The sequence below is a fragment of the Streptomyces sp. SS7 genome (genome assembly GCF_037993025.1).
Classification (GTDB): domain Bacteria; phylum Actinomycetota; class Actinomycetes; order Streptomycetales; family Streptomycetaceae; genus Streptomyces.
Genome location: NZ_CP141223.1, coordinates 5,876,072 through 5,887,437, shown reverse-complemented (window position 1 = coordinate 5,887,437; position 11,366 = coordinate 5,876,072). Strand labels below are relative to the sequence as shown.

The 11,366-nt window shown below is 73.3% G+C and carries 8 protein-coding genes and 1 pseudogene; 2 read left to right on the top strand and 7 right to left on the bottom strand.

Annotated features, from left to right (window positions below; genetic code table 11):
* Positions 1 to 20 precede the first annotated feature (20 nt).
* The 3 genes from U5640_RS27315 to U5640_RS27305 form a co-directional block, all read right to left on the bottom strand.
* Entirely contained in the window at positions 21 to 731 is a 711-nt protein-coding gene (locus tag U5640_RS27315) for an LPXTG cell wall anchor domain-containing protein (RefSeq protein ID WP_340378373.1), read from the bottom strand.
* Between the two features lie 902 nt (positions 732 to 1,633).
* Positions 1,634 to 2,128, bottom strand: a complete 495-nt coding sequence (locus tag U5640_RS27310; protein WP_340378372.1) for an ATP-binding protein — start codon at positions 2,126 to 2,128, stop codon at positions 1,634 to 1,636.
* A 236-nt stretch (positions 2,129 to 2,364) separates the two neighbouring features.
* Positions 2,365 to 2,742, bottom strand: a complete 378-nt coding sequence (locus U5640_RS27305) for an STAS domain-containing protein (protein ID WP_340378371.1) — start codon at positions 2,740 to 2,742, stop codon at positions 2,365 to 2,367.
* A 285-nt stretch (positions 2,743 to 3,027) separates the two neighbouring features.
* Between U5640_RS27305 and U5640_RS27300 the strand changes: the two genes are divergently transcribed.
* On the top strand, positions 3,028 to 3,957 hold the full coding sequence (locus U5640_RS27300) for a SigB/SigF/SigG family RNA polymerase sigma factor (protein WP_340378370.1): 930 nt from the start codon (positions 3,028 to 3,030) through the stop codon (positions 3,955 to 3,957).
* Positions 3,958 to 4,111: 154 nt separating this feature from the next.
* A complete protein-coding gene (locus U5640_RS27295) occupies positions 4,112 to 5,662 on the top strand; it encodes an RICIN domain-containing protein (RefSeq protein WP_340378369.1) in 1,551 nt (516 codons plus the stop codon).
* 104 nt (positions 5,663 to 5,766) lie between these two features.
* On the opposite strand, the pseudogene hutI reads toward U5640_RS27295, so the two are convergent.
* The 4 genes and pseudogenes from hutI to hutU all read right to left on the bottom strand — a co-directional run bounded on the left by hutI (position 5,767) and on the right by hutU (position 11,260).
* Positions 5,767 to 6,979, bottom strand: a pseudogene (gene hutI / locus U5640_RS27290) (imidazolonepropionase).
* A gap of 56 nt (positions 6,980 to 7,035) precedes the next feature.
* On the bottom strand, positions 7,036 to 8,385 hold the full coding sequence (locus U5640_RS27285; RefSeq protein ID WP_340378368.1) for a formimidoylglutamate deiminase: 1,350 nt from the start codon (positions 8,383 to 8,385) through the stop codon (positions 7,036 to 7,038).
* The gene (locus tag U5640_RS27280) at positions 8,382 to 9,599 is read right to left on the bottom strand and encodes an allantoate amidohydrolase (RefSeq protein ID WP_340378367.1); all 1,218 of its coding nucleotides are present in this window, start codon (positions 9,597 to 9,599) and stop codon (positions 8,382 to 8,384) included. The genes U5640_RS27285 and U5640_RS27280 overlap by 4 nt, the downstream gene beginning before the upstream one ends.
* Complete coding sequence (gene hutU, locus U5640_RS27275) at positions 9,596 to 11,260, bottom strand: urocanate hydratase (RefSeq protein ID WP_340378366.1); 1,665 nt, start codon at positions 11,258 to 11,260, stop codon at positions 9,596 to 9,598. Before hutU ends, U5640_RS27280 begins: the two co-directional genes overlap by 4 nt.
* Between the last annotated feature and the right edge of the window lie 106 nt (positions 11,261 to 11,366).

The following is an 11,366-nucleotide window of genomic DNA, read 5'->3' as shown; positions in this document are numbered from 1 at the left end:
CGGCGGGGGGTCGGCGGGGGTCAGCGGGGCTGCTGTTGCCGCCGGGTCAGCCACAGGACGCCCGCGGCGCCGGCGAGCAGGACGGTTCCGCCGAGGGTGCCGAGGGCGATCGCGGAGTCCTCGGGCCCGGTCTGCGGAAGCTCGCCGCCGCTGCTGCCGCCGCTGCCCCCGGTGCTGCCGCCGGTGCCCCCGGTGCTGCCGCCGGTGCTTCCGCCGCCGCCCGACGCGGTCACGTCGAGGGTGAGGGAGGGGCCGGGGCTGTTGGTGGGCGTGCAGGTGGTGGTCGTACCGAGGGCTTTGATGGTGAGGACGGCGGCCGTGAAGGTGACCTTGCCGGTCTTCTTCGGGGTGTAGGTGCCGCTCAGGTCGTTGATCTTGATGGGGGTGTTCTCGGGGATCGCGGCCTGGTTGGCGGGGCCGGTGACGCTCATCGTGCCGCTGTCCGCACCGCCGAGTCTGATGGTGGCGCTGGGGACCATCGAGCCCGCGCCGAGCTCCACCGGGCTGGAGGAGACGCCCTTCTGCCAGGACATGGTGATCTTGTAGCCGCCGCCGCTCTTGACGCCCTTGATGTCGATCGGCGAGACCGCGCTCTTGTCACCGATGGGGGTCTTGCACGAGTAGTTGACGTCGACGACCTCGGCCGTGGCCACGGGGGCGGACACCCAGACCGCCGCCCCGGCCAGGGCCGCGGCGGACATGAGCGCGGCACTTCGCTTCCGGTTCGACACGGTCCCCTCATTCCTGCCGGTCGCCTGCCGGCCCTTCCCGGCCATTCCTGACGAGCCATCAGATCGAGCCGTCAAGGTACGCCGGGCAGGTTGAGGAGGGAAGAGAAGGGGAGGGCCGGAGTTGGGGGGATCCGGGGGTGGGTGGGGTGAGGTGGGGTGAGGTGGGGTGGGGGCTGGGTGAGGGTTCGGCGCGGGGGTGGTTTGGGGTGGGGGCGGGGCCAGCCACCGCACCCGCGCCGCCGAACTGCACGCCTCAGCCGCTTCCGCCGAAGCGGCTGCACGACGAGAAGGTGAGGTGGGTGGCCGTGCCGGGGGGTGGCGTGGGGGCCGTGCCGGGAGGTTGGCCCGGGGCCCGTGCGGGGGTACCGGGAGGGTGAACTGGGAGTCGTGCCGGGGGCTGCGGGACCTTGCCGGGGCCCTTGCGGCGGCCCGGCGGGGAGCCTGCAGATCCGCACCCGGGGCCCGGGCGGTGGCCTGTTCGGGGGCCTGCGGTCCGTGCCGGGGCCAGGACAGGAAGACCGCACCGGGAGGCCGCGCAGGAAGACCGCGCAGGAAGACCGCGCCGGGAGGCCGCGCCGGAAGACCGCGCCGGAAGACCGCACCGGAAGACCGCACCGGAAGACCGCACCGGAAAACCGCACCGGAAAACCGCGCCGGAAGACCGCGCAGGGAGTCCCTGCCGGGGCCCGGGCAGGAAGGTCGTGCCGAGGGACCGTACGGGGTGGGGGCGCACCCGGAGCGTCGTACCGGAACCCTGGCTGGCCCCGCCCCGAGCAGGGCCACCCTCGCGAAGCCGCAGCGTCCCCGCCAGGTCAGGCCTCGCCCTCGTCAAGCCAGGGCGGCGCCGTCGGGTCGGGGCGGCCCGGCGGGGCGGAACGCTTCGCCAGGCCGGCGCGCGCCCGTCAGGCCGGTGCGCCCAGTTCCGCCCAGACCGTCTTGCCCGTCAGGCCCGGCGTGCGGACGACTCCCCAGTCCAGGCAGAGGCGCTGGACGATGAACATGCCGTGGCCGCCGGGGCGGCCCGCGCGGTGGGGGGTGCGGGGTGCCGGCTGGCCGGTGCCGCGGTCGGAGACCTCGACGCGGATCACCTTCTTGTCGCAGCCCAGGAGCATCCGCTCCGGCCCTTCGGCGTGCAGGCAGGCGTTGGTGACCAGCTCGGAGACGACGAGCAGCACATCCTCGGCGGCGGCCCGCTGGTCGGCGGTGGCCGCGGGCAGCCAGCCCCACGCGTACAGCGCCTGCCGGGCGAAGTCGCGGGCCGCCGGGACGACCCCGCTGACGCCGTCGAAGCTCAGCCCGCGGACCTGGCGACCCGCCGGGGCTCCGGTTGCGCCGCCGGCCTCCGGCTCCTGCTCCGGACCGCGGTCGCCCGGCGAGTAGGGCCGGGTGGTGCTCATCAGCGCTTCACCTCACCGATTCACCGGTTCACAATTCAACGTTCACTTCAGCACAGAGTGCCGTACGGAGTTCAGTACGTGGCACACCGGCGTTTCCGTCGAACGTGCCCTCGACATGTTCAGGTCCAGGTTGTCTCCTGCCCGGCGGAACCGACGGAACACCCCCTGTTTCGGGCGGTTGCGACCGGACACGGCCGGGGTGACCGGTTCCGCCCGGCGCGCCCGGCCCGCCCGGCTCAGCCGTCCTCGTCGGCGAGTGCGGCCGCGAGGCTGTCGTGCACGGTGAACACCGCGTCCGCCCCGGTGATCTCGAAGACCCGGGCCACCACGGGCTGCATTCCCGCCAGATGGACCCCTCCCCCGGCCGCCTCCGCCTTCAGCCGGGCGCCGAGCAGGACGTTCAGCCCGGTGGAGTCGCAGAACTCCAGCCGCGAGCAGTCCACGACCAGCCTGCTGAACCCCCTGGCGAGACAGTCCTCGAGTGGGTCACGCAACAGATCGGCGGTGTGGTGGTCCAGCTCACCCACCGGGGTCACGACGGCGCTGGAGCCCTCCTCCCGCACCTCGACCAGAAGCCGGCCCGACTGTGCGCTGCCGACCGTCCCGCGGTCCATGCGTCTCTCTCCCGGGGTCGCTCACTGCTGGGTGGTCACCTGCGGACAGCCTGCCGAAGTCGCCGCCGGCTGCCCTCGAACACTACGCCTTCGTCACGTGCTCCAACACCCGAACAATCGCACACAAACGGACATAAGCCACCAATTCGCACTTGCGGATGGCTCCGTGCAGCCGGTAGGGCTAGTAAGGAACACGCAACCGACACGGCCGGCTTTGGAGGCGCCGCACACCGTAGTGCGCTCACTGGCTTCGGCAGCCTTATGCCGAGAACGATGGAGGACATCATGTCACCCCGGCTCGACGCATCGCCCACCCCGGCCGCGACGTCGACACCCCCACCGGTACAGGACCAGCTGAATCCCATCGCGGAGCTTCCCGGGCCCCGTCACCCCGACGTGCCCGCTCCGTACGACGAGCTGATCCCTCCGCAGGAGGAGATCGCGCAGATCGGGGCCGTCGACGCACGGGCCCTGTCCAAGACGCTGTTCGAGCGGCTGGAATCGCTCGAGGAAGGCACGCACGAACACGCGTACGTCCGCAACACCCTCGTCGAACTGAACCTCGCGCTCGTGAAGTTCGCCGCCTCCCGCTTCCGCTCGCGCAGCGAACCGATGGAGGACATCGTCCAGGTCGGCACGGTCGGCCTGATCAAGGCGATCGACCGGTTCGAACTCTCCCGCGGCGTCGAGTTCCCCACCTTCGCGATGCCGACCATCGTCGGCGAGATCAAACGGTTCTTCCGCGACACGTCCTGGTCCGTGCGCGTTCCGCGCCGGCTCCAGGAGCTGCGGCTCGACCTGGCCAGAGCGGGTGACGAACTCGCCCAGAAGCTGGACCGCTCCCCCACCGTGGCGGAACTGGCGGAACGTCTCGGCATCACCAACGAGGAGGTCGTGGAGGGCATGGCGGCCTCCAACGCCTACACGGCGTCCTCCCTGGACGCCCAGCCGGACGAGGACGACGCCGAGGGCGCCCTCGCCGACCGCATCGGCTACGAGGACCACGGACTCGAAGGCATCGAGTACGTCGAGTCGTTGAAACCCCTGATCGCCGAACTCCCGCCGCGCGAACGCCAGATCCTCTCCCTCCGCTTCGTCGCGGGCATGACCCAGTCGGAGATCGGCGAGGAACTGGGCATCTCGCAGATGCACGTGTCCCGCCTGCTGTCACGGACGCTGGTGCGGCTGCGCAAGGGACTGACGGTCGAGGAGTAGGACCCGTCGGCCCCGGGGTTGGGCCCTGCGCGTTCAGCCCCCGGGGCCGGGGGCCTTACCCCCGGAAACCCTCCCCCCGACCCCCCTCTCGCCACTAGGGTCACCCCCACCCCAGACTGACCAGTACGTCAGCAACGGCGAGGAGGCGGATGTCGTGGTCCGTGCGGTTGGAGAGAGCGGAGAGGATCCCACCGCCTCCGGCGCTACCGATGCCGATGCCGATGCCTGCGGGGATTCCGACGCCCGCCTGACGGATCTGCTGCGCGGCGCGCCCGCCCGGGCCCACCCGGCGCTGCGCGCGCTGCGCGCCCGCCACGAACCCGCCGTCCTCGCCTACGCCCGCCTGTGCACGACCAGCGAACCGGCCGCGCGCCGGCTCGCGGCGGAGGCGTTCACCCTCACCGCCCGCGAGACCGCGCGCGGCAGCGAACCGGGCGGCGCCTGGCGGCACCGGTTGCTGTTCCAGGTGGGGCGGGTGGCTTCGGGCTGGGCGGGGGACGACCGGGCGAGCGGCCTGGACGCGGGCCTGCTGCTGGTCCTCCGCACGGCCCCCGGCCCCCGCACCCCGCTCCCTCCCCTCGCTCCGGCCTTCCACTCCCTCCCGTCCCGCGCCCAGGGCCTGCTCTGGTACGGCGTGGTGGAGCGGGAGGCGCCTGCCCGCATCGCCGTGCTTCTCGGCCTGACCCCCGAGGACGTGACGTACGGGATCGCCCCCGCCCTGCACGCACTGGCGGGAGCGGCGCTCCGGCTGCGCCTGGCCGCCTCCGCCGACCCCCGCTGCGGGGACTTCCGGCGGCTGATCGAGGAGTCCGTACGGCCGGAGGGCGCCCGCCGCAGCCCTGACCTGGAGGCCCACCGGGCGCACTGCCCGCACTGCGCGACGGCGTATGAGGAACAGCGCGCGCTGCGGGACGCGCCGCGCACGGCGCTCGCGGAGGGCCTGCTGCCGTGGGCGGGGACGGCGTACGTGCGGGAGGAGCGGGAACCGGCGCCCGAGGTGACGGCACCGGTACGCCGGCTCCCGCGGCGCCGTCTGGCCCTGGTCTCGGGGGCGGCTGCGCTGGCCCTGGTCCCCCTGGGGCTGACCCTGATCCCCTCGGACGACGGGGGAGCCCCGACGGGCGCGGCCGTCGCGGCCCCGTCGACGGCCCCTCGGGTGACGGTGACGACCACGGTGTCGGCGCCCGCCCCCACACCCGCCCCGGCCACCGGGTCCCCGGCGGCCGGCCCGACTCCGTCCCCCTCCCGCCCCACCGCACCCCCGCACCCGGCTCCGACCCCGTCCCCTTCGCCGACCCGCGCGCCGGGTGGGACGTACGCCCAGGTCGTGAACGTCGCGACGGGCCGCTGTCTGGAGGTGGCGGGGGACTTCGACAACGGCACGGACGTGGTGACGGTGCCGTGCACGGCGTCGCCGAGCCAGCGCTGGCGGGTGGACACGGACCGCGAGGTGCTCCAGTCGGCCGCCGACTCCGACTTCTGCCTGGACAGCCGGGGCTCGGTGGACAAGGGGGTCGGCGTCTGGCAGTGCGCCTCGGTGGAGGGCGACAACGGCGACAACCTCCGCTTCACCGTGGACGCCGACGGGACGATCCGCCCGCGGATCGCGATCCTGACGGGGCTGACGGCGGACGCGGACGGCGGGGTGTCACTGGAGCCGCTGGACGGGAGCGGGGATCAGCGGTGGCGGGCGGGGTCACCCTGACGGCCCACACCGACCGGGAACCGGGACGGAACGGGCGCACAGAAGACTCGACCGGGTGAACGGGCGGCCGTACGCTCGTCCGTTCTGAGGGGGACGGGCCCCGCTCAGACCACCCGTACGCCCCTCTTCCACACCCCCGAGACGAGGGGGACCCCCGGCCGGTAGGCCAGGTGGACGTGGCTCGGGGCGTCGAGGAGGGTCAGGTCGGCGTAGGCGCCGGGGGTGAGGCGGCCGACGTCCGTGCGGCGGAGGGCCGCCGCGCCGCCGGCCGTGGCCGACCAGAACCGCCTCGTCCGGGGTCATGTGCATGTCCCGGACGGCGAGGGCGATGCAGAAGGGGACCGAGGAGGTGAAGGAGGAGCCGGGGTTGCAGTCCGTCGACAGGGCCACCGTGACGCCCGCGTCCAGGAGCCGGCGGGCGTCCGGCCACGCGGCGCGGGTCGAGAACTCGGCGCCGGGCAGGAGCGTGGCGACGGTACGGCTGTTCGCGAGCGCGTCCACGTCCGCGTCCGTGAGGTGGGTGCAGTGGTCGGCGCTCGCGGCGTCGAGTTCGACGGCGAGCTGGACGCCGGGGCCGTAGGACAGCTGGTTGGCGTGGATGCGGGGGTGCAGGCCCTTCGCCTTGCCGGCGGTGAGGATCGCGCGGGCCTGGTCGCCGTCGAAGGCGCCCTTCTCGCAGAAGACGTCGATCCAGCGGGCGTGCGGGGCGCAGGCGTCCAGCATCGCGCCGGTGACCAGCGAGACGTAGGCGGCCGGGTCGTCGGCGTGGTCCGGGGAGACAATGTGGGCGCCGAGGTAGGTCACCTCGTCGGTGTGGCGGGCGGCGATGCGCAGGGCGCGGGCCTCGTCGGCGACGGTCAGGCCGTACCCGGACTTGGTCTCGAAGGTGGTCGTGCCCTGGTGGAGGGCCTCGGAGAGGTAGCGGGTGAGGTTCGCCTCGAGCTGCTCGTCACTGGCCGCCCGGGTCGCCGCGACCGTCGTGCGGATGCCGCCCGCGGTGTAGCCGCGGCCGGACATCCGGGCGTTGAACTCCTCGGTGCGGTCGCCCGCGAAGACGAGGTGGGAGTGGGAGTCGACGAAGCCGGGGAGGGCCGCCCGGCCGTCGGCGTCGACCCGGTTGTCAGTGGCGGGTGCTTTGCTGGAGTCACCGGTCCACACGACGCGGTCGCCCTCGACGACGACGGCCGCGTCCCGGACCAGACCGAGGGGAGAGCCTCCCCCACTCTCGAATTTGCTCGAGCGGGGGGACCCCCGTCCGAGGGAGGGGTCGTTGGTGACCAGCGTGGCGATGTTGGTGATGACGGTGCTGCTGCTCATCGTCGTGTCCTCGTGGCTCGCAGGGGCGCGGGCGGATGCGGGTGCGGGGGTGGGGCTCAGTCGCGCAGGGCTTCTACCGCCCGGGCCAGCGCCTGCGGCACGTCCGGTACGAGCGTGTGCGCCCCGTCGCGTACGACGTGCCGGCCCGCGACGACCGTATGCCGTACGTCCGCCGCGGTCGCCGCGAATACGGCGGTCTCGGCGCCGAGCCGGGGCGGCGGGCCGGCTGTCCTGACGGAGTCGAGGGCGATCGTCGTGAAGTCGGCGGGGGCGCCGGTCTCCAGGGTGCCCGCGTCCGGACGGCCGAGGGCCGCGTGGCCGTCGACGGAGGCGGCGCGCAGCAGGGCGGCCGCCGTCCAGTGACCGCGGGTGCGGGTGCGCAGGCGTTCGTTCAGCTCCATCGCGCGCGCCTCCTCCAGGAGGTCGATCACGGCGTGGCTGTCGGAGCCGAGGGAGAGCGGTGAGCCCTCGTTCTGGAGGGCGACGGCCGGACCGATGCCGTCCGCGAGGTCCCGCTCGGTCGTGGGGCACATGCAGGTGCCGGTGCCGCTGCCGCCGAGCAGGGAGATGTCCTCGGCGGTGAGGTGGGTGTTGTGGACGCCGGTGGTGCGCGGGCCGAGGACCCCGTGCAAGGCGAGGAGCTGGGTCGGGGTGCAGCCGTGGACCTCGTGGCAGGCCTCGTTCTCGGCGGTCTGCTCGGAGAGGTGGACGTGCAGCGGCGCGCCGCGCTCCCCGGCCCAGCCCGCCACGGTCGCCAGCTGCTCGGCGGGCACGGCCCGCACCGAGTGGATCGCGGCCCCGATCCGTGCGTGATCCCGTTCCTTGAGAAGTGAACAGCGTTCGGCCCAGGCGTCCGCGCTGCCGTCGGAGAAGCGGAGCTGGTGGGCGTTGGGGGGCTGTCCGAAGCCGGAGGACAGGTAGGCGGTGTCGAGGAGGGTGATGCGGATGCCGGCGTCGGCGGCGGCCTCGATCAGGGCCTCGCCCATCGCGTTGGGGTCGGCGTACGGGGTGCCGCCGGGGGCGTGGTGCAGGTAGTGGAACTCGCCGACGGCCGTGATCCCGGCGAGCGCCATCTCGGCGTACACCGCGCGCGCCAGGGCGTGGTAGGTGTCGGGGGTCAGCCGGTCGGCGACGGAGTACATGATCTCGCGCCAGGTCCAGAAGGTGCCGGAACCGACCTGGACGGTGCCGCGCAGGGCGCGGTGGAAGGCGTGCGAGTGGGCGTTCGCCAGGCCGGGCAGGGTGAGGCCGCGCAGGATCTCGGCGCCCGGGGGCGGGGAGTCGACGCCGGTGCGGACGGCGGTGATCCGGCCGTCCGTGACGTCGAGGGAGACGCCCGGCTCCACCCGCGGGTCGAGCCAGGCGTGTTCCAGCCAGTAGGTCCGTGTCCGCTGCGTGGAGGTCACCTGCAGGCCAGTCCTTCCAGTACGTCGGCGAGGGCGTGCACCCCGGCCACGCAGTCGTCCTCGGCGGCGAACTCGGCCGGGGAGTGCGAGACGCCCGTGGGGTTGCGCACGAACAGCATGGCGGTCGGAATGCGTCCGGAGAGGATCCCGGCGTCGTGTCCGGCGCCGGTACCGAGGACGGGCACCTTGAGGTCGGTGTCCCGGCCCAGGATGCGCGCGAGTTCGTCGCGCAGGGCGTGGTCGAACTCGACGACCGGGGTGAAGGACTCACGGACGACGTCGAGGTCGATGCCGTGCTCCTCGGCGTAGGCGCGGGCGGCCTTCTCGATGCCGCCGACGACGGTGTCCAGGGTGGCCTGGTCCTCGGCCCGGGAGTCGAGCCAGCCGCGCACCAGGGAGGGGACGGCGTTGACACCGTTCGGCTCGACGGAGATCTTGCCGAAGGTGGCGACCGCACCGGCGAGCGCGGCCTCGCGGCGGGCGGCGAGGACCGTCTCGGCGTACGACAGCATCGGGTCGCGGCGGTCGGCGAGGCGGGTGGTGCCGGCGTGGTTGGCCTCGCCGCGGAAGTCGAACCGCCAGCGGCCGTGCGGCCAGATGGCGCTGGCGATGCCGACCCGGTCGCCGGACAGGTCCAGCGCGCGGCCCTGTTCGACGTGGAGTTCGACGAACGCGCCGATGCGTGCCAGCCGTTCGGGGTCGGGGCCGATGGCGTCGGGGTCGTGGCCTGCGGCCTCCATGGCCTGCGGGAGGGTGATCCCGTCGGCGTCGGTGAGGCGGTGCGCCTGCTCGGTGGTGAGCGCTCCTGCGGTGAGCCGGGAGCCGACGCAGGCGAGACCGAAGCGGGCGCCCTCCTCGTCGCCGAAGTTGACGACGGCCAGCGGCCTGGTGAACTCGGCGCCGCGGGCGCGCAGTTCGTCGAGCGCGGCGAAGGAGGAGACCACTCCGAGCGGTCCGTCGAAGGCGCCGCCGTCGGGCACGGAGTCGAGGTGCGAGCCGGTGACGACGGCGTCCCCGGCGGCCGGGTCGCCGAGCCACGCCCACTGGTTGCCGTTGCGGTCCAGCTCGTAGGCCAGACCGCGCGCGGCGGCCTGTTCCTCGAACCAGGTCCGGCACTCGGCGTCGGCGGCGGTCCAGGCGAACCGGCGGTAGCCGCGGGAGGCGGAGTCACGGCCGACCGGCAGCAACTCCGCCCACATGCTGTGGAACGTCACGCGTCGTCACCTTCGCGCATCGGCACCCGCACGCCCCGCTCGTCGGCGACGGTCTCCGCGATGTCGTAGCCGGCGTCGACGTGCCGGATGACGCCCATGCCGGGGTCGTTGGTCAGGACGCGGCGGATCTTCTCGCCGCCCAGCCTGGTGCCGTCGGCGACGGTGACCTGGCCGGCGTGGATCGAGCGGCCCATGCCGACGCCGCCGCCGTGGTGCAGGGAGACCCAGGAGGCACCGGAGGCCACGTTCACCATGGCGTTGAGCAGCGGCCAGTCGGCGATCGCGTCGGAGCCGTCGAGCATGGCCTCGGTCTCGCGGTACGGGGAGGCGACGGAGCCGCAGTCGAGGTGGTCGCGGCCGATGGCCAGCGGGGCGGCCAGCTCGCCGGAGGCCACCATGTCGTTGAAGCGCTCGCCGGCCTTGTCGCGCTCGCCGTAGCCGAGCCAGCAGATCCGGGCGGGCAGGCCCTGGAAGTGGACGCGCTCGCCGGCCAGCTTGATCCAGCGGGCCAGGGACTCGTTCTCCGGGAAGAGGTCGAGGATCGCCTTGTCGGTCTTGGCGATGTCGGCCGGGTCGCCGGACAGGGCCGCCCAGCGGAAGGGGCCCTTGCCCTCGCAGAACAGGGGGCGGATGTAGGCGGGGACGAAGCCGGGGAAGGCGAAGGCCCGGTCGTAGCCGGCGAGCTGGGCCTCGCCGCGGATGGAGTTGCCGTAGTCGAAGACCTCGGCGCCGGCGTCCAGGAAGCCGACCATGGCCTCGACATGGCGGGCCATGGACTCCCGGGCCCGCGTGGTGAAGCCGGCCGGGTCCTTGGCGGCCGCGTCGGCCATGTCCTCGAAGGCCACCCCGACCGGCAGGTAGGCCAGCGGGTCGTGGGCGGAGGTCTGGTCGGTGACGATGTCGATGGGGGCGCCCATCGCGAGGAGCTGGGGGACCAGCTCGGCGGCGTTGCCGAGGACGCCGATGGACAGCGGGCGGCGGGCGTCACGGGCCTCGACGGCCAGCTGGAGGGCGTGGTCCAGGGAGTCGGCCCGCACATCGAGGTAGCGGTGCTCGATGCGGCGCTCGATGGCGCGCGGGTCGCAGTCGATGCACAGGGCGACACCGTCGTTCATGGTCACGGCGAGGGGCTGGGCACCGCCCATGCCGCCGAGGCCGGCGGTGAGGGTGATGGTCCCGGCGAGGCTGCCGCCGAACTTCTTCGCGGCGACGGCGGCGAAGGTCTCGTAGGTGCCCTGGAGGATGCCCTGGGTGCCGATGTAGATCCAGGAACCGGCGGTCATCTGGCCGTACATGGTCAGGCCGAGGGCCTCCAGGCGGCGGAACTCCTCCCAGTTGGCCCAGTCGCCGACGAGGTTGGAGTTGGCGATGAGGACGCGCGGGGCCCACTCGTGGGTCTGCATGACGCCGACGGGGCGGCCGGACTGGACGAGCATCGTCTCGTCCTGCTTCAGCCCCTTCAGGGTGCGCACCATGGCGTCGAAGGAGCGCCAGTCGCGGGCGGCCTTGCCGGTGCCGCCGTAGACGACGAGCTTGTCGGGGTGTTCGGCGACCTCGGGATCGAGGTTGTTCTGCAGCATCCGCAGAGCGGCTTCCTGCTGCCATCCCAGGGCGCTCAGTTCCGTACCGCGCTGTGCTCGTACGGGGCGGGGTCCTGACATGGTCTGCCTCCTTGCGGACGGTTCGTCCCGACGGACTGTTGCTCTCTCTATTCACATCCTGGACTCCTGAATAGAACTAGTCAATACACCGGGGCGAAGCCGCGCG

What these genes read in the sequence shown, in the direction of transcription:
- U5640_RS27305 (WP_340378371.1), bottom strand. Translation starts at nt 2,742, where the DNA reads ATGGACCGCGGGACGGTCGGCAGCGCACAGTCGGGCCGGCTTCTGGTC.
- hutU (WP_340378366.1), bottom strand. Translation starts at nt 11,260, where the DNA reads ATGTCAGGACCCCGCCCCGTACGAGCACAGCGCGGTACGGAACTGAGC.
- U5640_RS27300 (WP_340378370.1), top strand. Translation starts at nt 3,028, where the DNA reads ATGTCACCCCGGCTCGACGCATCGCCCACCCCGGCCGCGACGTCGACA.
- U5640_RS27310 (WP_340378372.1), bottom strand. Translation starts at nt 2,128, where the DNA reads ATGAGCACCACCCGGCCCTACTCGCCGGGCGACCGCGGTCCGGAGCAG.